Origin of the sequence: Paenibacillus sp. W4I10, assembly GCF_030816325.1 — a bacterium.
Lineage (GTDB): Bacteria > Bacillota > Bacilli > Paenibacillales > Paenibacillaceae > Paenibacillus > Paenibacillus amylolyticus_B.
Map to the genome: position 1 here is coordinate 4,353,551 of NZ_JAUSXX010000001.1, position 23,491 is coordinate 4,377,041.

General features: G+C 45.3%; 22 protein-coding genes. 9 read left to right on the forward strand and 13 right to left on the reverse strand.

Going from position 1 to position 23,491, the window contains the following annotated elements:
• Positions 1-40 precede the first annotated feature (40 nt).
• Positions 41-1,015 (reverse strand): tRNA dihydrouridine synthase, encoded by a 975-nt coding sequence (locus QF049_RS19525; protein WP_307539887.1) that lies wholly within the window; start codon positions 1,013-1,015, stop codon positions 41-43.
• 392 nt (positions 1,016-1,407) lie between these two features.
• Here QF049_RS19525 and QF049_RS19530 point away from each other — a divergent pair, with 392 nt between their 5' ends.
• Positions 1,408-1,614 (forward strand): DUF2536 family protein, encoded by a 207-nt coding sequence (locus tag QF049_RS19530; protein ID WP_105602092.1) that lies wholly within the window; start codon positions 1,408-1,410, stop codon positions 1,612-1,614.
• 162 nt (positions 1,615-1,776) lie between these two features.
• Here QF049_RS19530 and QF049_RS19535 read toward each other — a convergent pair whose 3' ends face one another.
• The gene (locus QF049_RS19535) at positions 1,777-3,741 is read right to left on the reverse strand and encodes an ABC1 kinase family protein (RefSeq protein ID WP_307539891.1); all 1,965 of its coding nucleotides are present in this window, start codon (positions 3,739-3,741) and stop codon (positions 1,777-1,779) included.
• A gap of 403 nt (positions 3,742-4,144) precedes the next feature.
• On the opposite strand from QF049_RS19535, the gene QF049_RS19540 reads away from it, so the two are divergent.
• Positions 4,145-5,923, forward strand: coding sequence for a leucine-rich repeat domain-containing protein (locus QF049_RS19540; protein WP_307539893.1), 1,779 nt, complete (start codon positions 4,145-4,147; stop codon positions 5,921-5,923).
• A gap of 136 nt (positions 5,924-6,059) precedes the next feature.
• Here QF049_RS19540 and QF049_RS19545 read toward each other — a convergent pair whose 3' ends face one another.
• Entirely contained in the window at positions 6,060-6,641 is a 582-nt protein-coding gene (locus QF049_RS19545) for a TetR/AcrR family transcriptional regulator (protein ID WP_307539896.1), read from the reverse strand.
• 148 nt (positions 6,642-6,789) lie between these two features.
• Between QF049_RS19545 and QF049_RS19550 the strand changes: the two genes are divergently transcribed.
• Complete coding sequence (locus tag QF049_RS19550; protein ID WP_307539898.1) at positions 6,790-7,725, forward strand: ketopantoate reductase family protein; 936 nt, start codon at positions 6,790-6,792, stop codon at positions 7,723-7,725.
• Positions 7,726-7,840: 115 nt separating this feature from the next.
• On the opposite strand, the gene rlmD is transcribed toward QF049_RS19550, so the two are convergent.
• Positions 7,841-9,646 carry a 23S rRNA (uracil(1939)-C(5))-methyltransferase RlmD gene (gene rlmD, locus QF049_RS19555; protein ID WP_307539900.1) on the reverse strand — a complete coding sequence of 602 codons (1,806 nt, stop codon included), beginning with the start codon at positions 9,644-9,646 and terminating at the stop codon, positions 7,841-7,843.
• A gap of 29 nt (positions 9,647-9,675) precedes the next feature.
• A complete protein-coding gene (locus tag QF049_RS19560; RefSeq protein ID WP_017690659.1) occupies positions 9,676-10,557 on the reverse strand; it encodes a diacylglycerol kinase in 882 nt (293 codons plus the stop codon).
• Positions 10,558-11,081: 524 nt separating this feature from the next.
• Between QF049_RS19560 and QF049_RS19565 the strand changes: the two genes are divergently transcribed.
• Positions 11,082-11,798 (forward strand): NPP1 family protein, encoded by a 717-nt coding sequence (locus QF049_RS19565; protein ID WP_307539903.1) that lies wholly within the window; start codon positions 11,082-11,084, stop codon positions 11,796-11,798.
• 93 nt (positions 11,799-11,891) lie between these two features.
• Here the strand turns inward: QF049_RS19565 and QF049_RS19570 are convergent, their stop codons facing one another.
• Together QF049_RS19570 and QF049_RS19575 are read right to left on the reverse strand one after the other, a co-directional pair.
• Positions 11,892-12,308 (reverse strand): DUF4395 domain-containing protein, encoded by a 417-nt coding sequence (locus QF049_RS19570; protein WP_307539905.1) that lies wholly within the window; start codon positions 12,306-12,308, stop codon positions 11,892-11,894.
• 71 nt (positions 12,309-12,379) lie between these two features.
• Positions 12,380-13,306, reverse strand: coding sequence for a ketopantoate reductase family protein (locus QF049_RS19575; RefSeq protein ID WP_307539907.1), 927 nt, complete (start codon positions 13,304-13,306; stop codon positions 12,380-12,382).
• 168 nt (positions 13,307-13,474) lie between these two features.
• Here QF049_RS19575 and QF049_RS19580 point away from each other — a divergent pair, with 168 nt between their 5' ends.
• Complete coding sequence (locus tag QF049_RS19580) at positions 13,475-14,044, forward strand: TetR/AcrR family transcriptional regulator (RefSeq protein ID WP_307539909.1); 570 nt, start codon at positions 13,475-13,477, stop codon at positions 14,042-14,044.
• 143 nt (positions 14,045-14,187) lie between these two features.
• Here the strand turns inward: QF049_RS19580 and QF049_RS19585 are convergent, their stop codons facing one another.
• Both QF049_RS19585 and QF049_RS19590 read right to left on the reverse strand, forming a co-directional pair.
• Complete coding sequence (locus QF049_RS19585; protein WP_307539911.1) at positions 14,188-14,973, reverse strand: sirohydrochlorin chelatase; 786 nt, start codon at positions 14,971-14,973, stop codon at positions 14,188-14,190.
• Between the two features lies 1 nt (position 14,974).
• Entirely contained in the window at positions 14,975-15,265 is a 291-nt protein-coding gene (locus QF049_RS19590; protein WP_017690665.1) for a YerC/YecD family TrpR-related protein, read from the reverse strand.
• Between the two features lie 452 nt (positions 15,266-15,717).
• Here QF049_RS19590 and QF049_RS19595 point away from each other — a divergent pair, with 452 nt between their 5' ends.
• The 4 genes from QF049_RS19595 (at position 15,718) to QF049_RS19610 (ending at position 18,991) form a co-directional block, all read left to right on the forward strand.
• Positions 15,718-16,353: a tyrosine protein kinase gene (locus tag QF049_RS19595; protein WP_307539913.1), complete on the forward strand. Its 636-nt coding sequence runs from the start codon at positions 15,718-15,720 to the stop codon at positions 16,351-16,353.
• A gap of 133 nt (positions 16,354-16,486) precedes the next feature.
• Positions 16,487-17,575, forward strand: coding sequence for a DNA alkylation repair protein (locus QF049_RS19600; protein WP_307539915.1), 1,089 nt, complete (start codon positions 16,487-16,489; stop codon positions 17,573-17,575).
• A gap of 245 nt (positions 17,576-17,820) precedes the next feature.
• Entirely contained in the window at positions 17,821-18,549 is a 729-nt protein-coding gene (locus QF049_RS19605; protein WP_307539917.1) for an SDR family oxidoreductase, read from the forward strand.
• Entirely contained in the window at positions 18,521-18,991 is a 471-nt protein-coding gene (locus QF049_RS19610) for a MerR family transcriptional regulator (RefSeq protein WP_307539919.1), read from the forward strand. The genes QF049_RS19605 and QF049_RS19610 overlap by 29 nt, the downstream gene beginning before the upstream one ends.
• Before the next feature lie 125 nt (positions 18,992-19,116).
• Here QF049_RS19610 and corA read toward each other — a convergent pair whose 3' ends face one another.
• The 4 genes from corA to QF049_RS19630 form a co-directional block, all read right to left on the reverse strand.
• The gene (corA, locus tag QF049_RS19615) at positions 19,117-20,076 is read right to left on the reverse strand and encodes a magnesium/cobalt transporter CorA (RefSeq protein ID WP_036668386.1); all 960 of its coding nucleotides are present in this window, start codon (positions 20,074-20,076) and stop codon (positions 19,117-19,119) included.
• Between the two features lie 307 nt (positions 20,077-20,383).
• Entirely contained in the window at positions 20,384-21,373 is a 990-nt protein-coding gene (locus QF049_RS19620; protein ID WP_124118567.1) for an inorganic phosphate transporter, read from the reverse strand.
• Between the two features lie 14 nt (positions 21,374-21,387).
• A complete protein-coding gene (locus tag QF049_RS19625; protein WP_076215091.1) occupies positions 21,388-22,005 on the reverse strand; it encodes a DUF47 domain-containing protein in 618 nt (205 codons plus the stop codon).
• Between the two features lie 316 nt (positions 22,006-22,321).
• Positions 22,322-23,395: a DUF3048 domain-containing protein gene (locus QF049_RS19630; RefSeq protein WP_307539921.1), complete on the reverse strand. Its 1,074-nt coding sequence runs from the start codon at positions 23,393-23,395 to the stop codon at positions 22,322-22,324.
• Positions 23,396-23,491 lie beyond the last annotated feature (96 nt).

Consider the following 23,491-nt stretch of genomic DNA (forward strand, 5'->3'; position numbering starts at 1 on the left):
CTACCTGAATCATACTCCGTATCCATGATTACGTCTTACTTTACTCCACCTGTTCATTACTTTCAAACTCATCGAGCAATTCGCGAACTTTAGAAGTGGTTTTGGCGTTCATCAAGCTGTTTCTCAGCTCACTAGCACCGCGGAAGCCACGAACATAGATTTTGAAAAAACGGGCCAGCGGGCTGAACGAACGTGGTTCAAGCTCGGAATATTGATCATGGAGATCCAGATGCAGTCGTAGCAAATCAAGCAATTCCGTGCTGCTGTGTTCCTTCGGCTCCTTCTCAAAAGCAAATGGATTCTGGAAGATACCGCGTCCAATCATAATACCATCCACACCATATTGCTCCACGAGTCTCAGGCCTGTTTCACGGTCAGGAATATCCCCATTAATCGTCAGCAATGTATTAGGAGCTATCTCATCACGAAGTTTTTTAATCTCCGGAATCAGTTCCCAGTGAGCGTCTACTTTGCTCATTTCTTCTCTCGTCCGCAAGTGAATGGACAGATTCACGATGTCTTGCTGCAAAATATGAGTTAACCAGTCGCGCCATTCATCGACCTCAGTAAATCCAAGACGTGTTTTCACACTGACCGGCAGCCCCCCGGCTTTCGCCGCCTGAATAATCTCCGCCGCAAGGGCTGGCCGGCAGATCAATCCGCTTCCTTTTCCATTCTCGGCTACATTCGCTACCGGACAACCCATATTGATATCGATGCCTTTAAATCCTTCTTTCGCCATACCGATACTCATCTCACGAAAGAATTCCGGTTTATCTCCCCAGATATGAGCCACAATCGGCTGTTCGTCCGCTGTAAAAGTCAGACGCCCTCGCACACTATGGTGCCCCTCCGGGTGACAATAACTCTCTGTATTCGCAAACTCCGTAAAAAACACATCCGGTCTTCCCGCTTCACCTACGACATGCCGAAACACAACATCCGTCACATCTTCCATGGGTGCCAGTATAAAAAATGGTCGTGGCAATTCACGCCAAAAGTTTTCCTTTGTCATCTCAAAAGCTCCTCTATACATTCCAGGACAGTCTTTGTCCTCATTAATAGTAAAAACAGTAAATTACTTAACTCATGCATCTGCTTGCCTATCATTTACATGATCATTCGCAGTTTCGTTGCAATTCACATTATGGTGTCCTAGCTTCTTCTTCACTTATACCATGCAAATGTAACTTTGTTCAAACAACAGTATCTGTTATTACTTCCATTGGATCTTCAAATTATTGAAAGTTCGATGATCTCGAAATTGCCCTTTCCCGATTTTATCACGTCTTTATTAGATTTTCAGCCCGATTGCTCTTGCCGAACTGGAAAAGCTCCTCTAAAATGAAGCTCGGCAGGTATTTAACCTGCAGATCGTCATTTGGATGGAGGAGGCATGACTTAAATATGGAAATCTCACTGGATATAATTAAAGATAAAGTCGAATGCTTGCAGGCTTATGACTTTCATGAACTGGCGCGAGTGATTGAAGAACGAATTGAAATCAATAAAGCGCTGATGCTGCGTGTGAAGCAAGTCCAACATCAAGTAACATTTGATCCTATTCGCACCAAAATGTTATATAGTGCAGTCGTGCATTTTGCCGTAGATTGATGGAATAAGGATATGAGAATATGCGATTGCGGAAAAAGATAATCGGCAGGTTATCCAGAAGATAACTTGCCAGCCAAAGCAAGATGTAACTAACCAGTTCACCCTGCAACCTGCTCTTAAAAAAGTAAACGATTGTTTCATCCATCCTGATCTATCTATACACTACACCTTAGGCTTCAAATGTTTAATTACAGATACGCTCAAAATGGTCATCCCTACACCAAAGCCTGATATGGATAATGGACCAAGTAGAAATCGCATGACTTCGCTCTGAACTACAAAACTTGCGAGCATAACAACCATACAGATTACCGTAAAAATTCCCACAGTTAACGTGCCTATAACATCATTCATTGAATGATTTTGCTCACGAGCAATCGTAATTTTATTTTCCTTTAGAATAGGCAGCTCCAATAATCTAGGAATGTAGTCCGTAATCTGGTCCTTGACCTTGCTTATGCGCTCCTTAACCATCTGCCCTTTATCCATATGGCTGGCGTAGGACTGGCTTGCTGCAGATAAAGAGTAGGTATCATCTACAGATGACAACGTACCATCCAGCGTAATGATAGCTCTGAATGCACCAGCAATGGTCGGTTTTAAGGACATCCCCATATCCGTGATCAGGGTCATCATACGTTTCATCATGACACTTGTCGGGTCTGGTGAGAAAGATGCTTCTGCTAACAAACGGTTAAGGCGTTGTTCAATCAGCTTTTGATCCAGTAAATCTCCTTCCTTACAGACTCGCGTTAAGCCATGCGCCATCTCTTTCGTATCTTTAGTGCTGTAACCCATCAGGAAGCTTAACATGCCTTCTCGTTCCTCATCCGTTAGATATCCCACTGAACCAAAGTCGATCAAAGCAACTTCTCCATCAGAAGTAAGCATGAGGTTGCCAGGATGGGGGTCCGCATGAAAGATACCAATCATCAGAATTTGATCCAAAAATGCGTGCATCACCCTCACCGACACGTCGTTTGTCACCGCTTTTGTGAAGCTGGTTCCTTCGATATATTCCATGGTGAGCATCTGTTTCGTTGAGAACTCGGCGTAGATTTTAGGAACACGGATCTGAATATCATGTTCCTGGAAGGCTTTTCGCAACAGATTCGTATTTAAGGCCTCGATATCAAAATCGGTTTCTTCAAGCAAATTCTGTTTGAATCCTTCGGCCAACTGGATTAACCCAAGTCTCTTGATTTTGATAGAGCGTTCGGACAGCCATGTGACAAACTGGATCAAAATATCCAAATCCACTGTCATCTTCTGCTTCACGTCAGGTCTTAGAATTTTAACAACAACCTTCTCGCCCGTTAACTTTAGCTTTGCCAGATGAACCTGTCCGATCGAAGCCGCAGCAATCGGCTCCATCCCAAAGGATTCATAGGTTTCATCCATATTTCCGATTCTAGTGTCAATGATTGTTTTCAGTTCATCTTGGCTCAGCGGTTTAACCTGATCATGCAGACTGGAGAACGCTTGAATATAGTTCGCAGGCAGCATGTCCTTTTTGGTCGATAACACTTGAGCAAACTTAACAAACACGCCGCCCATGTTATCCAGAACCTCAGCAATCGCAAAGGGTAACTTGGCATGATCCTGCTGAATCAAATGAGTCAAACCTTTACGTGAAATAATCCAGAACAAACGCATCATCCGTCTGAAAGCACGAACCTTATTCCAGATATAGAGGAACGGATTGGCGGCTTGCAACATTTTAAAATTGAACAGGCTTAGGAGCATGTAGATATAACACGCAATAAACACAACTAATAAAGGGTAGTACATAAACATAACTCTAAGAATCTCGGCATCTGGTGGAGCTGTGGTTTGATTGAAGTATGTAAACGAGAGCACCAGTGTTACTATGGACGTACTGAATAATACCGCCAAGATTAGCCTAAGCTGATTGCTTTTTAAAGTGCTGATATTTCCGATTATAAAATAAACCAAAAACGACGCCACTAAAATACCGCTTAGGTAAAATTGCTCCAGAGCCTGAAGCAGCGTACTCACTACCAGCGAACTGACTAACGAGATTAGAACTTTATGTTTTCTGTTGAAGAACGAAGTCAGCAACATGAATACAACAAAGCACACGAGCAATGTAATGAAAAAGAACATCTTACATCCCACCTGTTATGTAATGGTATCGTTTGATTTTTCCCTCCTCAATATAACATACTCACCCTCGCGTTCAATAAACATAAATAAACCGTCCCGGTAAAGGCAGCAGTTCGCTTGATGATGTCTAATGCCTCCCCTCTGCCCTACTTAAAGAAGATTAAAAAGGAGCTGGATTCCCTACTCCTTCGCTATGTGAAACTTCTTTCTCTCATCAAACGTAAATTCACAAGGTATAATGAAGTCAGATCACCGTTCAGCATGATCTTATGAACATCATAATGAAATGAAGGAGAGGACATTCGTGGCGTTTATCCCGTTAAACTGTCCCAATTGCAATGGAAGAATTGAATACAAGGAGGATGAAGTTTTAAAGTGTCCCTATTGTGAAACAGAGCTTTTATTGAAGCAAAATCATGTCTATTACGTAGACCAGACCATTAATCATTACCACGGGACAGTTCCTGAGGCGACGCCGAAGCCGTCCGTCTCCGTCTCCATCCCCCTAAGGCTGTTATTGGTCCTGCTGCTTGTCATAACAGGCGCCATCGGTACATATTTTTATTATAGCAACAGCTCCACCTATTCAAAAACAGAAGCCAATCTGCCTGTACGAAAGATGCCCGAAAGCGAGGTTCTTCTTTCCTTTTTGCGAGATATCTTCGATAAAGGGTCTGCCTTGCCAACAGAGGAGGAATTGGCTCGTATTCGCTATTTAACCGTAGAGCATTCGGAGAATGATCAGTGGACGTTTACATATAGCCTCTCCGATCCCTTCAGCGATGAACAGGCCGAGAAAATCACTTATGTTACTCAGGACAAGAAACTGAATGGCCAGGAGATCAATCAGCGAGATTTTGAAGCCTTTACGGGACTGACGGCATTGGACCTGACGAATACCTATGAAATCTCCCAGACGGATCAAACCACTTTGGCCCATATGTCCGGATTAAAAAGTTATGGAGGCGCTTTTAACGAATCCTTCAGTACATTTTCGGGCTACTTTGGAGACAAGACTAAAATTACGGAGCTTTCCACTCAGCTTCGCAGCAATCAGGAATTGGCCATGCTGCTGGAGTTTCCTAATCTGAGCTCGTTATCCATTACCTATGTGGATGAATCCGTAACGGATTTCTTTCTGTTGAACAAGCTGCCGCTCAAGTCTCTGTCGCTCACCTTTGTCGATGAACTGGGATGGTTGTCCTCCATGACCGGGCTGTCATCCTTATCCATACATTACAGTGAAACCACAGACCTGCAGCCGCTGTACGCCTTGACCCAGCTTCAGGAGCTTCAGCTATCCTTTTTAACGAATGTAAAGTCCATCGACTTTGTACAAAATATGCCTGTTCTACAAACACTTGATCTCGAAAACGTAAACTTCTCAAGCCTGGAGCCCTTGGCCGACAAGGCCTCCATTACTACACTACGTCTGGCTTCTCTAAGTCAGCTTAGTTCGGTAAAGGTCATAAACAGTCTGCCCTCTCTGCGGGAATTAACGTTGTCCGGTTACTACGAGAAAGCAGAAGCGCTGACATTGCCTAATGTGGGGCGAGTGGAAATTCCAAGCTCCTTTCTCACTGGGCTAAAGGCCCCGGCTACAACCAGTCTGACGCTCCGTGGCGGAAGCGGGGAATTGAACTTGGCTGCGCTGGGGAAATTCCCAAAACTGGAGCAACTCTCGCTCTGGGAGATCGATGAAATAACCCATCTTGGTGCCCTGGACGGCTTGCCTCGTCTAGAGACTCTGAACATTTACGACTCTTCACTATATAAGGAGAGCGATGCTTTATTTCGTTTAAAGCAGGTCAAATCTCTGATGTGCTCCGAGTGCAGGCTGAACTTTGAACAAAAAACGGCCGCGGAGAACAGCGTGCTTGAACATTTGACCTTAGAGCAGCCATATTTCAGCATAAACAATACCTCTGTTACTGAAGTTGACCAGATGATGCCTTACTTTGCCAACATGTCGGCTCTACGTTCCTTTACTCTGCAAGATAACAATCTGGCTTCTCTCGAATTTATGAGTAACTGGCAGGCCATAGAAGAGCTTCATCTCGAGAACAATGCCATTTCCAATATCGAGAGCCTAAGCCAGCTGCCTAATCTGCAAAAGGTATATCTATCCGGTAATCCCGTACAAAACAAATCCGTGGTTGGTACGGGTGTGCATGTGTATTAATGATTGCTTGGGATGGTGGCGAGTTTTAGACTACTACAGTTAATGGATGGTATTGAAACAAAGACAAAAAAGGGGTTCGAGAATATATAAATTCCCGACCCCTTTTTGTTTATCTTTAGCTTTCTAACCATCATCGCTACACTCCAGAGCGTTGCGGATTGACCGTGCCAAAGATATGATACGGTGTTATCCCCTTTGCAAATAGGCTATCGATCAGCTTGACCAATTCTTCTGACGATAGATCTTTGTCGTTGCGTATCCAAAGACGAAACATAGATATTAATGTCGAAATGTAAAACTCAATGATATATGGTGCCAAGACATCATCTGTTGGAAAATCCACAATCAATCGCTCAAAGGGAATTTCTCTTTTCAAACGTTCCACAAAATGAACAGAACCATAGTCTCCCAAAAGGGCCTTCAGAACTGAAATGTCCTCTGCATTTTCCAAGCATTGAAGTGCATCCTGGAACGTATGTGTAGAAAACTCTCTGCCTGCCATTTCCTCGTTAATGGATTTTAAAACACGCTCTTCAACGCAGTCCAACAACTCATAGATATCTGTAAAGTATTGATAAAATGTACTCCGATTATATCCTGATTGGTTAGCGATCTCTTGTATGGATATTTTTTCGATGGGTTTTCGACTATATAAATCACAGAATACATTTATAAATGTCTGCCTTGTTTTGTCCGTAATTTCAGGTTGCTTTTTCATTATTTGCCTCCGTCTGCTGTTCGATCAATTATACGACAGATATTAAAAATCTGATGGTTGATGATCGTAAAGTGAATCAATACAATAACATTATACAACACGTTGTTGGATCATCAACAAGGATTGAATTTTTTTTTCAGGAGGTAATATGAGAATTTTATTCTTTGGTAGAGGTGTCATATCGACCCAGTATGCTTGGGCTTTTGAAAAGGCAGGGCATACCGTTGAGTTTTACGTTAGAAAAGGGAGAAAAGAAACCCTCGGAAGTCATATAGCGCTTGAAATGTGGGACGCACGAAGAGGGAAACAGTTAATCCAAGAAAGCTGGAAAATCAAACTGCATGAGGAGATAAGCCCAAATTACGATCTCATTATTGCAAGTGTCAACACGAAGCAACTTCCCGAAGCAGCACAATTACTATCGACTACCGCGGGTAACACCCCTATCCTAATATTCAATAATATTTGGCAGGATTTAAAATCATCGATCTTGCCCTTGTCTATGAACAATGTTGTCTTTGGGTTCCCAGGAGCAGGAGGCGGCATTGAGGACAATAAGCTTAGGGGCGGCTTTTTAAAAACGATATTTCTGGAAAAACCACGGGTAGGCACGGAACAGATAAACAACAAGGTCAAAGAACTATTTGAAAGCGCCCATTTTAAAATCAATTGGACAAAAGATATGCAAAGCTGGCTATGGAATCATTTTGCCATGAATGCGGCGATGGAGACCGAGGTGTTAAAACGAGGAAGTTTCCCAGCCGTCTTGAATCATAGTGACTCATTCGCAAATGTCGGTAAGAGTATGCGGGAAATGACCCCTATACTTAAAGCAAGAGGCGCAAAAATGGACGCGATCACTCTACTGTTGACCAAGATTCCACCAGCACTTCTCGGCACGCTGTTTAACAAGGTTATTTTTGCAAAGGGCAGCTTACCACGACTTTTCATTGAATACAACAATAGTAAAGCCGGTTTTGCGGTACTTGAAGTTGTGAGAGAAGCAAAAAAGTTAGGCATACCTTTACCACGTCTTACTGTGGCATTAGAAAACACTGAACAACACAAAGCTATTAAAAACTGATAAACTGAATGCCTTTCGCTGAATGAATGACTTCGGTTAAAACAATTATAGCCCGAGCTTTAGAAGCCTCGGGCAAATTAGCTATATTAAAACAGGTAAATGTAGCTTCAAAACACTACACCCTAACCAACATCGCTACACTCTCCACATGTACTGTATGCGGGAACATATCCACTGGCGTTACCTCAACCGTTCGATATCCGCCATCCTCCAGCACACGAAGATCACGTGCCAGCGTACTCGGATTACAGCTCACATACACCACGCGCTCTGGCTTCATCTCCAGGATCGTCTCCAGCAAACGTGGATCGCAGCCCTTACGCGGTGGATCGACAACAATTACGTCTGCTTCGATACCTTGTTCTTTCCAGCGCGGAATAACGTCCTCGGATGCGCCAACTTCGAATTTCACGTTTTTCATCTCGTTCAAGAGCGCATTGCTGCGAGCATCTTCAATCGCTTCAGGCACGATCTCTACCCCGTACACCTGATCCGCATGTTGTGCGAGGAAAAGAGAGATCGTCCCGATGCCGCAATAGGCATCAATGACAGTTTCTTTACCGCTCAGTCCGGCATACTCTACCGTCTTCCCATATAGCACTTCCGTCTGCACCGGATTCACCTGATAGAACGAACGCGCTGAGATCGCAAACTGCACATCACCGATATAATCATAGATTACATCACGGCCCCACAGGACGCGGGTCTCATCGCCAAAGATAACGTTGGTCTGCTTCTTGTTCACGTTCTGGCAGATGCTTGCGACATGCGGAATCGCTTCACGGATACTGCCGATCCATTCGTCTTTGTAAGGAATATCTCGACCATTGGTGACCAGTACGAGCATCATCTCACCTGTACGGAACGCCTTCTTCACGACCACATGACGCAGCAAGCCGCGACCTGTCTCTTCGTTATAGGCACTGATTCCAAAATGACTGCCGATCTCCTTCACCTTCGCAACCACTTCGTCGTTATGCTCATGCTGAATAAGACAGCTCTCCATATCGATGATCCGATGGCTTCCTTTGGCGTAAAATCCTCCTACCAGACCACCCTCGGTCACACCAATTGGCACCTGTGCCTTATTCCGATAGCGCCATGGCTCGTCCATACCCATCGTAGGCAGTACACGAATGCCCTGCTCCGTATCTTCTTCGTTCATGACACCTTCAAGGCGAAGTCGAATACGATTGCTACCGATCATTTGTGCTTCAGAAGATGCTTGTCCCGGTTCAGTTGTCTGATTCGCATCATGTTCCAACCGTTCCTCCAGCTTCGCATCACCAACTGAAGCGTCATCATGCACACGCTGTTCGGCGCCCTCTTTATCATTCTGCGCGTTGGATGCCAACGTCTCTGCATCCTCCACCATCACGTTCAATTTGCCAATCCGTTGCAAATTATCTACGACCAACTGGCGTTTCCACGCAAGCTGTCCGGCATAACTCATATGCTGGATCTGGCAGCCGCCGCACTGATCGTAGATCGGGCAAGGCGCGGATACACGATCCGGGCTGGCATTCACGATCTCCAGTAACTTGGCGTAGCCATACTGCTTCTTGGTTTTCATCACGCGAACACGTACGGTTTCACCTGGAAGCGCACCCTGCACAAAGAGCGTGTATCCATTCGCACGACCTACGCCCTCACCGTCATGGTTCATGCCAATGATGTCGATGACGGTCTCTTCATTTTTGCTGACAGGCAGTCCCTCAATTGGGGCAGATTCACGCGCACGTCCCTTCGGACGAACGGCAGAAAGAGATGCGCCTTGTGGCCGCACCTCTTTTCCTTGCTGACGTGGTGATGGACGAGATGATTGACTTGGCTGACGGGACGCTGAAGCGTTCCCTTGCCCCTGGGAGGCAGCCGAATTCCGGCGGTTTTTTCCACGACCGCTGCGGTTCGTATTAGACAACGTACATTCACTTCTTTCTTTTTAATATTTTAACGATACAACATCAGATGATGACGCAAATTCGTAAATGTTGCTGGCAATGTGCCGCCCAACTCTCCATCGAGATTCAGTTGCACATAACCTGGCGACGTAACTTCCATATGACTTGTCTGGAAATGAACCACTTTCTTGTCGTTCAGATGCTCCCCACGCAGCGCCAGCGTTACAAGGCGGATCATATCAGCCAGATTACATTTGCGGACACCGATCACATCGAACAGACCATCATCAATGGTTGCACCCGGAGCCAACTTCTCGAAGCCCCCGACCGAATTGGTATTAGCGATGAGGAATAACATGAATTCATCATGAATCTCTTCCTGACCGTCGGCGCGAATGATAAGTTCCTGAGGAGACAGGCTCGCCATTTTCTCAATACCCTTCATATAATAGGCCAGTTGCCCAATCATCGTTTTCAGACGACTCGGTACTTCATAGGTCAGTTCAGTTAATGATCCGCCACCGGCGATGTTGATAAAATATTTATCATTCGCTTTGCCCAGATCGAGCGGACGAAGCTGCTGGTTAATGACCAGATCCACGTAATCTTCCCACTGTCTCGGAATGCCGAGAGCACGCGCAAAATCATTCGTTGTTCCCAAAGGAAACACACCCAGCGGAGGACGGTTCTCCCGCTCGGCCATACCGTTGATCACTTCGTACAATGTACCATCGCCGCCAGCAGCAATAATCATGTCATAGCCGCGTTCAATCGCGAGTTCAGCTTCGCGGGTTGCATCACCTTCGCCCGTTGTTGCATGACATGAAGCTTCAATACCACCTTGATCCAAACGCTGCAAAATATCAGCCAGACGTTTCTTCATTTCTTCCCGGCCTGAGGTCGGATTATATATTAAGCGAGCTTTTTTCATCTCATACGCCACCTATTCCACATTATCCATGAGTCTATACGACCTCATAATCTTACCTTGCATCCGTCCATAACAGGACATATTTTTTACACAATGATGAACTTCCGTTCATTCTGCTCTAATCTTTCGTCTTACCTATATCTATGCATCAGGAATTCCGTCTCATTCCAAAGCCTTTAACTCCTATCATATCATCAAATGTAAAGATGTCCTAGCCTGTAATCCATAAGTATATTTTTTCATATAGGTACCCACTAATCCATCCATTATCCAATAAACCTCACGCACCGATCCTGAATCTTCCCCACTACCTTTTATGTAAAATAGTCTCATTAATCAACCATTCTGCCCGCTTGGGCAGGAATTAGTCTTCGGTTTCGGTACCTTCATCTGATTATGACATGGATATGCTACAAATTTACAAATCTTAAGATGAAAAGATAAATAATATAAACCTTTTTCCAATATAGTCTTAGTGCACCCTCAACTTAACACCACATCATCCCCTTAAAGGAGAATTATGAATGAAAAAAATCGTGTTAATGCTTCTGGTTTTGCTTATGGCATGTATTCCTTGGGTCACCGTTGTTGAAGCAGCAGAAATTAACCATGATCAGGTTGTCGGATTTCAGGAAATCTCACCAGTCACCGTAATGCAACAAGCAGCCAAGCGTTATCAGCCTTTTCTGAAAGTCTATCATGGTTGTGTACCTTTCCCCGCAGTGGATCAACAGGGCAATACCAGCGCTGGCTTGAATACGTCCGGGTCATCGAATGGGAACTGTAGCTCAAGTACAGGGCAGATCTACTCCCGCTCCGCATGGCACAATGGGGTGTGGGCCATCATGTATTCGTGGTATTTCCCCAAAGACTCCCCTTCTTCCGGACTCGGCCATCGTCACGATTGGGAAGGAATCGTCGTGTGGGTAGCTAACCCGGCAGCGGCCAATCCCCAAATCCTCTCCATCGCCTATTCCGGTCACGGACAGTTCACCAACGTCACACCGAGCAATACCAATACACAAGGTAATCATCCGTTGATTTCATATAATAGTACCTGGCCACTTAACCATGAGCTTGGCGTTACTAACGCTGTTGGCGGAACTCAGCCTTTAATCGGATGGGACGATCTGACTTCTGCGGCACGAAATGCACTCAACACGACAAACTTCGGTAGCGCCAATGTGCCCTTCAACGATAACAATTTTACCAACAATTTAAACAAAGCCTGGTTTAGATAACAAAATCCCCTTCAAGTGAACAGTTCACTTGAAGGGATTTCTTTATGAAGTTATCGTAGTATCCCGGATACTGTATCACTTCTTTAGCCAACCTCAAAATCCGATTTTTCGCCCTGCACGCAGCTGTTTATACCAGAAATAGACGGTGCAGCCTACACAATAACCCAGCAGCGCCGCGCTTGCAGCCGCGAGAAGCATAACGGAGAATACATAACCTGCGCCTACCCAGCCAAGCGAGAACGAGATGAGTGCCAGAGACAGGAAGAGTACGGCCAGAATATTGTTGAATCGCTGAAGCTCCACCGCCTGCGTCTCTGTACCTTTACCAGTCAACACAGCTTTCCCAATTTGCACAAACAGATTAAGCTTGCCACTGGAAGCCAGACCAACCACCTGAATGCTCCACAGCGCTCCCAGAACTACAATTGGATTAAACACAAACGAGAGTAAAACAAACAATACAATACCGACCTGATTTGCTTTCACATAACGCATGGGCACTTTCCGCATATGTATATCTCCTTATCCCCATTTTATTAGTTGGTTTTATTGTAGTCGGTATGCAGGGAATGAGCAACACTTCATCTAAGGATAGTAAAATCTCTTTTCAGCACGTCCCAATGGGGAGTCGGGGTGCCTGTTGTCTTTTTCCAATCGGTAAATGCATTATTTAACGCCTCAATCTCTCCAAAAGAACCCGCAATCAGCTTATGAATTGGAAGCACACTATAGATCTTCAACAGAAGGTACAACATCCGTTGATGCTTGCGAATCATTTTAGCCTGAATCTCCGGTATAATCGTTATGCCCATAGCTTCAAGAACGCTAAAGCCTTCATCCATCGCCCCAATCATATGTTGGATTTGCTTTCTGTTCCCGTCCAACTTGATCAACTCACGCTCCTCATTAAAACTCACCGCATTAAGCATCAGAATGGGGATGATATGGCTTTTCAGCCAGGCATCAATATCGCTCAAAACATTCAACTTGTATTTCACATGTTGGAAAGCTTGATCCAGCAAAGGTTTAAAGTTGATATCACCGTCCAGACTGCCAATCACCATTTGTCCGCCACCTCCACCGATCGATAACATGCGGTCCTTTTCACGCTTCCCTCCACTCACCTGGAATCCAAACGCGACCTGTTTTGCCACCTTGCTGTTTTCCTCCAAAAAGTTTTGCATGCTTCGTGCATCTGCGTTGTTTCCCACAATCACAATATTGCTGCTCTGATTGTCTGCCAGAATAGGTAACACAGAAGGAAAATCATTATATTTCATGACAACAAAAATAAGATCATATTGGTCATCCACTTCCAACGTTCTGGTTACCCGAACCGGATCAACTGTCGTTTTGAATTGAAACATATGCCGGATGACGACTCCATCCTTCTCCAGCTCTTCCGCTCGCTTCCCTCTAGCCAGAAGAGTGACATCATTGCCACCGCGCACCAGAACGTGCGCCAGTTGACTGCCCAAAACACCCGCACCATACACTAATATCTTCATTGGTTATCCCTCTATTTCATATTTTATCAATAATCGTTGTTTTATCAACATTTGTTGATAAAATAAGAGTAACAAAGCATCTACTGTGCTTCAATCGTTAAAATATCCGTTTTTGTTGAATAATCAACGAATGATTCCTTATTGTTGAAAACCACCATAGGAGGGGCCATGGACAGACGAGTACTCAAGACACGAAAGGCGATAATCGAAGCTTTTGTGGGGTTATTGGAGGAACAGGATTTCGAGCAAATTACGATAAACGATATTGCTGATCGGGCTAATGTAAACCGAGGAACCATCTATTTGCATTACGCTGACAAGTTCGACCTGTTGGATCAATGCATTGAGACCTATTTGCAGCAGTTGTTGGATGCCTGTATGATCGAAAGCTCTACTACAACACCCGTTACGGCCAAGGATGCGCTGCTCAGAACTTTCCGTTATCTGGAACAGCATGCCACTACCTATACCACACTTCTAACCAAAAAAGGTATTCCGGCATTCCGTAGTAAGTTGATGGGATTGTTGGTCCAGGGAGTGGAGGGACAGATGGATGCCTGTGGCATCCAGGAGGGTATGAAAAAAGAGATTACCATACAGTTTCTTGCTTCCGCTGCTGTGGGCCTCCTGGAGTGGTGGATTATGAATTCCATGCCTTATCCGGCCGAGGAGATCGTTGACCAATTAATAAGTTTACTGGAGCTACATCTGCAATTGCACGCACCCATTAATGGATAGCCCAATCTCTTTCAAGTGATCTACAACAAACAAAAACCACGTCCTTCGACGTGGTTTAATGTTTATGAAGCTATGGAGTTCAATCACTTGATGCGACATTACTGCGAGCGATGTGATCACATACCTATGCCAAAGCGATCACTTCATGAAGAAGCTTTAACCTCATTACATCTCTCCAGCAAAATCTGGATCTGGCGCTCCAGCCACTGCCCAAGCAATGGATGTGGCAATAGTGTCTCACCGCTGTACACATAGTCCAGCTCCTGCAGCCGATCCGGGATAACGTTCCTCGTGAAATAACCGGCACTCAAAAACAGCGGCGCCACAATGACTCGGTTCCCCCGCTCTTCGCTCCAGTACTTCACTTTGTCGTACACACTCTCCGGATTCAGCAATGCATAATCCGTATGGGCTACACCACTAACTTCCTGTACAAGCTCTGCAAGGGAAGAAATTCCAGCTTCCCAACGCTCACGAAAACCATCATGAATACTCCCATGGCCTACAAGCAGGATCGTTTCCTTCTCCGGTTGCTGCGACAGTAATCGGACCTTGTCCCACACCATCACGGCAATATCCGGATCGTTATCCACTGGATAACCGAAGTGAACCCGAGCCTTCACATCGAACGGTTCCAGATCCGTTTCGCGATCAGGTGTTTCCTTTGCACCAATGGCATATTCAATTTCATCCACATGTGTACTCCCGGACGAAACAAATAGAGGTACGACCAGAATATCGGTTACGCCTTGTGCTTCCAGTCGGTCGATACCGTCCTGGATCAGGCGTCCTTCCACAAGTTCAAGAAAACCGGCTTCAACCGGTAATGGAATAGGCAGATTCAACCGGGAGATCGCGTCATCGACGGATTCCACCCAGGTCTGCTCCTGTGAACCGTGACTGATGATGAGTACACCCGGCTTCTTCATGTTAGCGTCCCAGGCGTTCCAGCGTCATTTTATAACCATCATTGCCGTAATTCAGGCAGCGTTTCACACGTGAAATTGTAGCTGTACTCGCACCTGTCTCTGCTTCAATCTGGTTATACGTATTGCCTTTACCCAACATACGAGCCACTTCCAGCCGCTGGGACATGGATTGGATCTCGTTAACTGTGCAGAGGTCATCAAAGAAAACATAACACTCTTCAATATCTTTTAGCGTCAAAATAGCCTCGAATAGTTGTTCAATGCTTTTATCATTTAGCTTTTTCAGCTGCATTTCATCATCATCCCCTAGCGGTTACTGTGTACCTACATTGTACTCACCCTGAGTTGGTATTTCAAGCGTTACCGATTTCACGCACTACAGAATAAAAATACATGTTACCGCTTACAAATGGTACTATTGTCCTCCCCTCGCGTACATCGGGCGAAATTACCGCGTTATTTCCCAGTTTTCACCTGTATATATCCGATTGCTTATGTAGGATTTCAATCCTCCTAAATGTTACAATTTTGTGTCTAAACTGCATTTCACTCTTCGTGAACCTGCCATCTTGCATGCGCCCAAATCCGCAAATATCCCGTTTTCCGGGATACCCGCCTACGCCGTCTCTCCGCGAATGACATACAGTATAACAAAAGGGAGTTCCACAAGGGTCTATGATGTACATCTGTCATGCAACTCATGGAACGCAATTCCGAAATCCAATAGAAGGAACGTGATCGTTCATGCCACAGCATTATTATCACCGCCAGCCAGCACCAGGGCAGCGTCCGTCTTCTCATGCTCATCGGCAGGCACATACTTCTGCCTATATGCCGCCCGGTGTGGTTCCGCGGTCTTTAAATGAAACTCAAATTCAACCGATGTATCCTGGCGTAGAACCACACTACCCGGGCTTTGGTGAAGTCGAAGCTTCTGCAGTCGTACCCTATGGGCAGGGTGTGGCTGGCGGGAACTTTTATGGAGGTGCAGCTCAGGTTGTTCCCCCAGCTCCGGTAACGGCGCCTGCTACTGGCAGTACCGGCTTTTCGTTAGCCAACATCGGTGAGTTAAAAGGAATGATCGACCGCTTCGGCGGAATTGATGGAATCATGAGTGGAATAGGCAAAATGCAGAAGGTCGTTGGTGGCATCCAGCAGATGGCTCCGATGATGAAACTCGTTATGGGCATTCTGCCTTTTGGAAAAGGAAAAACGAATAAAAGCGCAGCTGATGCGGACTATGAAGAATATACGCCGCCCCGGAAACGCAAAAGTAAACGTCGGAACAAAACAACAACGGTTCCACGTCGCCGCAATACAACTCCAGTCCGCCGCAAATCCAATTCCACGAAGCGCCGTCCCAAAAGTCGCAAAGGTTAAGAAAATTCAGGCACCCCCTTACAGAAGGCGGGTGCCTTAACACCGTTCATCCTTATATAAATAAATTTTAGGAACTTACGTTCTTATTTCTGTAATTTGAGGTATACTGGATAGTAACTAAAGGAGGCAGACCATGGAACTTATCAAAGACAAATACACTCCCGCATTAATCGATCGGACCGGCGAACAGTTGCGCCAATTCTACCCTAAGCTGGATACACAGCAATTTCATGAATTGGTTTTCGCTGAAGGCTGGGAACAGTTGGAATTCAAAGCGCGCATTCGCAGAATCACACTGGCTTTGACCCAGGTACTGCCGGACAATTATGAGGAAGCATTACATATTATCGAACAAGCCGCACCAATGATGCGAGGCGTTGAATATCTATTTGTACCGGATTTTATCGAAGTGAACGGACTTGACCCAGAGGATTACGAGTTATCCATGAAGTATCTGGCCCTCTTCACACCTTATTCCAGCTCGGAGTTCGCGGTACGCCCGTTTATTGAACATTATCCAATCCAAACGATGAAACATATGATGGCGTGGGCAGAGAGCAACAACGAGCATATCCGCAGACTTGCCAGTGAGGGCAGCCGGCCACGTTTGCCATGGGGTGCCAAACTCCAGAACTTTATCACTGATCCAACACCTGTACTTCCGATTCTGCATGCATTGAAACAGGACGAGTCCCTCTATGTTCGCAAAAGTGTCGCGAATCATCTGAATGACATCTCCAAGGACCACCCTGAACTGGTTATGGATCTGGCCACGACCTGGTACGGACAACATGTACACACAGACTGGATTGTCCGGCATGCCAGCAGGTCATTGCTAAAGAAAGGACATAGCAAAGCACTAAGTCTTTTGGGTTATAACGAGCAGGATTCGATTCACATTGAGCAGCTTCAGCTTGTCCAGGATACGATTAGCATTGGCGAGGATCTTCATTTTTCGTTTGATGTCGTTAATGAGAGCGGCGAGTCACAGATGCTGCGAATTGAATATGAGATGGGTTATATGAAGGCAAACGGCAAACAGGCCCCTAAACGATTCAAATGCTCCGATAAAATGTACCCAACAGGCAGAACCAAGGTAGCCACTAAACAATCGTTCAAAATCATCACAACGAGAAAATATTATGCTGGACTGCATACGTTAACGATTGTTGTGAATGGCAAAGAAGCAGCTACAACTTCTTTTGTTCTTGAAATGGAGTAACAGGAAAACGTCGTAAGTTATACACAGCTCGTTTCAGCGAAAACTTATTCACATGTGGATATCATTAAAAACATATTTAACCGAATGCAAAAGTCTGATACAGACGGGTATTCGGTTATTTGTGCGCTCCCGTCCCGATCTGCTTCTTCTAAATTCCCCTGTTGACTTGGAGCACACTCCAAGTTGTACCATTCGGAGATCACCACCACATGCTTATACATTACTCATGAAAAGAGGAATAACAGATGCAAACGAAAAGGTACGCTCTAATTACCGGGGCCAACAAAGGAATCGGATTTGAAACCGCTCTGCAGTTAGGAAAAATGGGATATGTCATTCTCCTGGGAGCGAGAAATGAACTAAAAGGCGAGGAAGCAGCTCAACTTCTGGTTAACAAAAATATCGAGGCTCATTCAATCATGCTTGATGTAACCCGCCAAGCTACCATTGAGGCAGCTGTCAGTCAGATTAAGCAAAAGTTTGGCTCCCTGGACGTGTTGATTAATAATGCAGGAATCTCTGCTGGAGGGGCCACTCCGCCCAGTCAGATCTCTCTGGAGGACATTCGGAAAACCTACGACACCAATTTCTTCGGTATGATCTCCGTTACTCAGGCGATGCTGCCTTTATTACAGCAATCCTCTGCAGGCCGAATCGTCAACCTGACAAGTGGCCTCGGCTCACTTGCATATAATAGCGATCCCACGCACGAACATGCCCAATTTAACCTACTCGCTTACAACAGCAGTAAAGCAGCCGTTAACATGTTCACCGTTACGCTTGCCAAAGAATTCAGAAACACACCGCTCAAGATCAATTCTGCTGATCCCGGCTTTACAGCAACCGACCTGAACGGCTTCACAGGATTAGGCACCGTGAAGCAAGCAGCTGCTATAGTTGTTAAGTTAGCTGTCCTGGATGAAAATGGGCCCTCAGGAGGATTCCATGGAAACGGTGGAGAACTACCTTGGTAATTCCAATACTAAGGAGTCTGATCTCATGCAGAACATTCCAGACATCGTTACTTCCATCCGGGAAGCAGCCAATCTAACCAGTTTAACTGAAGATACCATCCGATATTATGAAAAAATAGGCCTACTACCTTATGCAGAGAGAAAAGCAAACGGGCATCGACAATATAGCAAGGATCATATCCTTGGCATTATTTTTTTGACAAGGCTCAAGGCCACCGGGATGACCATAGAACAAATGAAGCACTATCGAGAGTTATCTGAACAGGGACCTGAAACTCTGTCTACGAGATACTCCATCCTTGAAGAGCATCAGCGTAAAATTCAGCAGGAGATATCGAGACTGCATGAAACCTCAGACATTATAACGTATAAGCTCCAGCATTACCGGGAGATTTCAGAACATCCCGATCTTGATGACCCTCACTGTGACGCTAAATTCTAGAACATCCAGCAGCCTGCTGGAATTTTGGAGACCATAAGCGATGATCTTTTTTTGTGCATCCACATGTGCCAAAAAGATCATCGCTTATTACATTATATACATTTTGATAACAGACACCATTTGCCCTACTTAAACCAACCGCGCTTCACAAACCAGGCCACCATACTCCCGCCAAGCACAAACATTAACAGCAGCACCGCACCATACCCAAATTTCCACTGAAGCTCAGGCATATAGGCAAAGTTCATGCCATAAATACCCGCGATCAGTGTGAGCGGCATAAATACAGTCGTAATCACCGTGAGTGTCTTCATAATCTGATTCATCCGGTTGGAGTTCAGGGAAATATAACTGTCCCGCAGGTCGGCCGTCATCTCCCGATCGGCTTCAATCATATCCGTCAGCTTCAATAAATGGTCATAGATATCGGTAAAATAAGCCGTATGTTCGCCTGTTCGCTGCACATGCTGGGAGTTCACCACCCGATAGAGCAGATCCCGCATCGGTACTACGGTTCTTCTAAGCTTCAACAATCGAGTCCGCAGATCAAACACCTGGTTCATCAAGTCTTCAACCGATTCTTGTCCACCCCGGTTCTCCAGTTCAGCCAGTTCATCCTCAATCGCAAATAAAGACGGAAAATAATGATCGACCAACTTGTCCATCACCGTATAGGCTGCTGCCACCGGACCTCGCGCCCAAATGGTTCGTTCATGTGCATGGTGTAACAAGCGTTCCCACGCTTCATCCACTTCCTCCAATACGCCATGATGAAAAGACACTAGGAAGTTTGATCCAAGAAACAAGTCAACCTCCTCGGCTTCCAGTGTGGACGGGTTCAGTGCATGCAGCACAAGAAACTGCAGATTATCATAATAATCGAGCTTGGGCCGTTGCAATACATGCAGACAGTCCTCTATGGCTAATGGATGAAAATGAAAATATGTATCCAGCAAACGGCTTTCCTCTTCCGTTGGCTGGTTAAAATCGGCCCATACCCAGGCGTAATCGTTCAGATCCAGCTGTGTAAGTGGTACGTTAACGGAGACTTGATGTTCTCGTGTAATGGCGAGTGTACGAATCATAAATTAGACCACGTCCTTGTCCTGTATCTTTACGTTATTGTACACAGGTACCTTCAAACTCGACAACAAAAAAAGCCAACCCTGTTGGCTTCTCTCATTTCCCTATCCACAGTTCCCTGTATCCACAGGAATATCTTCTTTTGGTTTATCATTCCACGGATGGCTATCCACATATCCAGCCTGTCCACACGTTCATGCACAGGCGTCTCTTGATTTTGGTTGTATAATTGTCCACATATCCCGATATTCACACAGTTATGAACAGAGTGTCTGGTAACCCCGAATTCGTTCGGGATAACTTCTCTATTTAGAAAATAATCCAGTACAACAATCCTGCCAGTCCCGCAGTAATTGGAATCGTAATGAACCACGTAATAATGATACGTCCAGCAAGTCCCCATTTCACAGCAGAGAAACGTTTCGCGGAACCTACACCCAGAATAGCTGATGTGATTGCGTGCGTTGTACTAACTGGAAGGTGAAGCAACGTTGCCGTGAAAATAACGGAAGCAGCTGACAGATCCGCGGCAAATCCGTTAATCGGTTCAATTTTAAAGATTTTGGTCCCCATCGTTTTGATGATTTTCCAACCACCAATGGATGTACCCAGAGCCATCGCGGTTGCTGCTGAGATTTTAACCCACAGCGGCACTTCCAGATGATCTTGTACACCTGCTGCAACCAAAGCAAATGTAATAATACCCATCGCTTTCTGTGCATCATTCGTACCATGTGTGAATGCTTGCAGTGCAGCCGTGAAAATCTGTACCGTACGGAAACCTTTATTCACGTTATGCGGACTGCGTTTGGCAAAAATGTATTTGAGAATCGTCATGACCACATAACCAATGGCAAATGCGATCAGAGGTGATAATAGCAAACCTCCAACGATATCAATGAATCCGCTCCACTTCACTTTGTCAGCTCCTGCGCCAACAAGCACGGCACCTGCAAGGGCTCCAATAAGTGCATGTGATGAGGAAGACGGAATACCAAACCACCATGTAACCAGGTTCCAGATAATCGCTGCGATCAAGGTGACTATGACGACCTCGATCCCGTTATCCAGCGTGGTGGGGTCGGTCACACTCCCCCCAATCGTCTTCGCAACGCCTGTAAACATCATCGCACCGACAAAGTTCATCACCGCTGCCAAAAGGATCGCGCGACGTGGCGTTAGTGCCCGTGTTGATACCGAAGTGGCAATGGCATTCGCCGTGTCGTGAAAACCGTTGATGAAGTCAAACGCCAGTGCAAGGAAGACGACTATACCTAATACCCAAATCGTTGTTTCCATTATTCTCTGGCTCCTTAAGAATTACGCATAATGATGGATTCGAGCACATTCGCCACGTCTTCACAAGCATCCGTTGTTGTCTCAAGACGCTCGTAAATTTCCTTACGCTTGATCAGTTCAATCGGATCAGACACGGTAGCGAAGAGATGTTTGATACACATGCGCAGCACTTCGTCGCCCTGGTTTTCCAGATCATTCAAACGAATGGTGTATTCACGGATGGCCAGCAATTTTTTCTGTGACAGCAGATGGATCGCCTTCTGAATTTCGTAAGCCGATTGGCGCAAAATTTCAGAGAACTGAACGATAAATTCGTCCGGATCCGTCAGTTGGTACATATAGAAACGGGAAGCCGTTGCTTCGAGTCCGTCCAATACGTCATCAAGTGTTGTTGTCAGCTCCATAATATCATCGCGTTCGATCGGCGTGATAAATGTTTTGTTGAGTTCTGTAATGATCGTATGCACGTAATCATCACATTTCGACTCGTACTTCTTCATTTCATTGGCAAAAAGAGTCACATCCTGAAGGTTGGAAACATGCTGGGAGAAATAATCTGCCGCTTGAACAACCGTATCTGCCATATTCTCCAGTGTCTCAAAAAATATATCCTTCTTCTTCTTAAGCTTCATAGCTCTATCCCCTTTACGAGAAAAATTGCCGATAACCGATGAAACATGAAATGACAACCTTTGATATCTTATCATATTTGTTTCATGGTTTGTACAAAAGGTGTGATCCTTTTTTATATTCTTATCACATTAATCTGAAATGAATCTTAATTATTTGGAATAATGGTAAATTCAAGTCAAGATTTTACACTGCGTTTACAATTCGACATCAAAATTCAAAATCGACACGATTCTACTTTTCACGCTAAGGACAAATATAATGCCTTTTCGACGACAAATGGATACATGTTTCATTGTTTTCTTTCATTACATCCTTTTATTGCTGCACAGCGAGCTTCACATGACTGGAAAATTCCGGTTGATTGGGAACAATGCTGATAAAGGTTTTACCCGGCACAAGAGCAACTTCACTGCCACCCTGAACAAACCGTATAATATCCCCCTGCTTCTTCACCCACTCCCCACGAATCATCTTGCCCTTCTGAAACAACATGGCTTCCCCGCCTTGTTCCAAATTAACGGACAATCGACCTACACTATCGAGTACCTTGTGATCTGCACCTGCCACAATGATGTTCGCTGCACCAAGTTGAGTTCCATTATCCAGATCCTGATCTGCCTTGCCATTCACCATTCTCATATATCGTCCGCTAACTTCATCATAATCATACGTCACCCGGTAACTATCCAATAAATAATGGATATCGAATTGCTTCACTGCCTCTCCTGCAGATGTTGCGCCTTCTTCGTTATAGATGTATACGGGAGACTTGAAATCATGGCTATAACCCTTGATATTTGACCCTTCTCTCAGCTTGTCCGCTGAAGTATACAGATTATGTGGGGCTTTACGATCCGAGGAACGCCAGAAGTAAGGTCCACCATTCGAGATTTCATCCATATGCTGTTTCTGCTGCCTTTGCAAAATGGAATACGCCTCCGGACTGCCTCCGGCGTGAACAAGTACCCCATCATAACTCTCGCCGAGCTCAATCAGATATGGACGTATACTGCGAACGGGTCCAACCGTCTCCGCACCGCCTTCACTCTGGAAGATGGCTATGAAACGGGTAATGCCTCCCTCAGCGAGAACTTCAAGAATGATATCAGCTGAACTTAGACCCGATTGGGGCCGAGCTGCTGGTGCATTATTAATCATTACGGCGAGTGGTCGACGCGTAATCGCTTCATCTACAGGCAGACCCGTCAGAGGTGCTGTATAGAGAGACTTGTTGGATTCCTCCACGGGTTCTTCTTGTACAGGTACAGGTGTGGGTTCTGGCTGAACTGGCATCTGGGTCACCTCCTGGTTTTGGCAGGCAACAAGACTTAATGAGAGAATAAACAGAGATGCAGCCGATGCTGCTTTGTTCCATTTAAAAAGCTTCAATATAGGACCTCCTGAACGATATGGCCTGGTTCTAAGTTGTGATATATGTCTCATGTAGGCAACCATTTCACGTATATCTTTCCATTTAATCACACC

What these genes read in the sequence shown, in the direction of transcription:
- QF049_RS19590 (WP_017690665.1), bottom strand. Translation starts at nt 15,265, where the DNA reads ATGCAGCTGAAAAAGCTAAATGATAAAAGCATTGAACAACTATTCGAG.
- QF049_RS19565 (WP_307539903.1), top strand. Translation starts at nt 11,082, where the DNA reads ATGAAAAAAATCGTGTTAATGCTTCTGGTTTTGCTTATGGCATGTATT.
- QF049_RS19570 (WP_307539905.1), bottom strand. Translation starts at nt 12,308, where the DNA reads ATGCGGAAAGTGCCCATGCGTTATGTGAAAGCAAATCAGGTCGGTATT.
- corA (WP_036668386.1), bottom strand. Translation starts at nt 20,076, where the DNA reads ATGATTCGTACACTCGCCATTACACGAGAACATCAAGTCTCCGTTAAC.
- QF049_RS19595 (WP_307539913.1), top strand. Translation starts at nt 15,718, where the DNA reads ATGCCACAGCATTATTATCACCGCCAGCCAGCACCAGGGCAGCGTCCG.
- QF049_RS19575 (WP_307539907.1), bottom strand. Translation starts at nt 13,306, where the DNA reads ATGAAGATATTAGTGTATGGTGCGGGTGTTTTGGGCAGTCAACTGGCG.
- QF049_RS19545 (WP_307539896.1), bottom strand. Translation starts at nt 6,641, where the DNA reads ATGAAAAAGCAACCTGAAATTACGGACAAAACAAGGCAGACATTTATA.
- QF049_RS19585 (WP_307539911.1), bottom strand. Translation starts at nt 14,973, where the DNA reads ATGAAGAAGCCGGGTGTACTCATCATCAGTCACGGTTCACAGGAGCAG.
- QF049_RS19620 (WP_124118567.1), bottom strand. Translation starts at nt 21,373, where the DNA reads ATGGAAACAACGATTTGGGTATTAGGTATAGTCGTCTTCCTTGCACTG.
- QF049_RS19600 (WP_307539915.1), top strand. Translation starts at nt 16,487, where the DNA reads ATGGAACTTATCAAAGACAAATACACTCCCGCATTAATCGATCGGACC.
- QF049_RS19560 (WP_017690659.1), bottom strand. Translation starts at nt 10,557, where the DNA reads ATGAAAAAAGCTCGCTTAATATATAATCCGACCTCAGGCCGGGAAGAA.
- QF049_RS19580 (WP_307539909.1), top strand. Translation starts at nt 13,475, where the DNA reads ATGGACAGACGAGTACTCAAGACACGAAAGGCGATAATCGAAGCTTTT.
- QF049_RS19550 (WP_307539898.1), top strand. Translation starts at nt 6,790, where the DNA reads ATGAGAATTTTATTCTTTGGTAGAGGTGTCATATCGACCCAGTATGCT.
- QF049_RS19610 (WP_307539919.1), top strand. Translation starts at nt 18,521, where the DNA reads ATGGAAACGGTGGAGAACTACCTTGGTAATTCCAATACTAAGGAGTCT.
- QF049_RS19535 (WP_307539891.1), bottom strand. Translation starts at nt 3,741, where the DNA reads ATGTTCTTTTTCATTACATTGCTCGTGTGCTTTGTTGTATTCATGTTG.
- QF049_RS19530 (WP_105602092.1), top strand. Translation starts at nt 1,408, where the DNA reads ATGGAAATCTCACTGGATATAATTAAAGATAAAGTCGAATGCTTGCAG.
- QF049_RS19525 (WP_307539887.1), bottom strand. Translation starts at nt 1,015, where the DNA reads ATGACAAAGGAAAACTTTTGGCGTGAATTGCCACGACCATTTTTTATA.
- QF049_RS19625 (WP_076215091.1), bottom strand. Translation starts at nt 22,005, where the DNA reads ATGAAGCTTAAGAAGAAGAAGGATATATTTTTTGAGACACTGGAGAAT.
- QF049_RS19605 (WP_307539917.1), top strand. Translation starts at nt 17,821, where the DNA reads ATGCAAACGAAAAGGTACGCTCTAATTACCGGGGCCAACAAAGGAATC.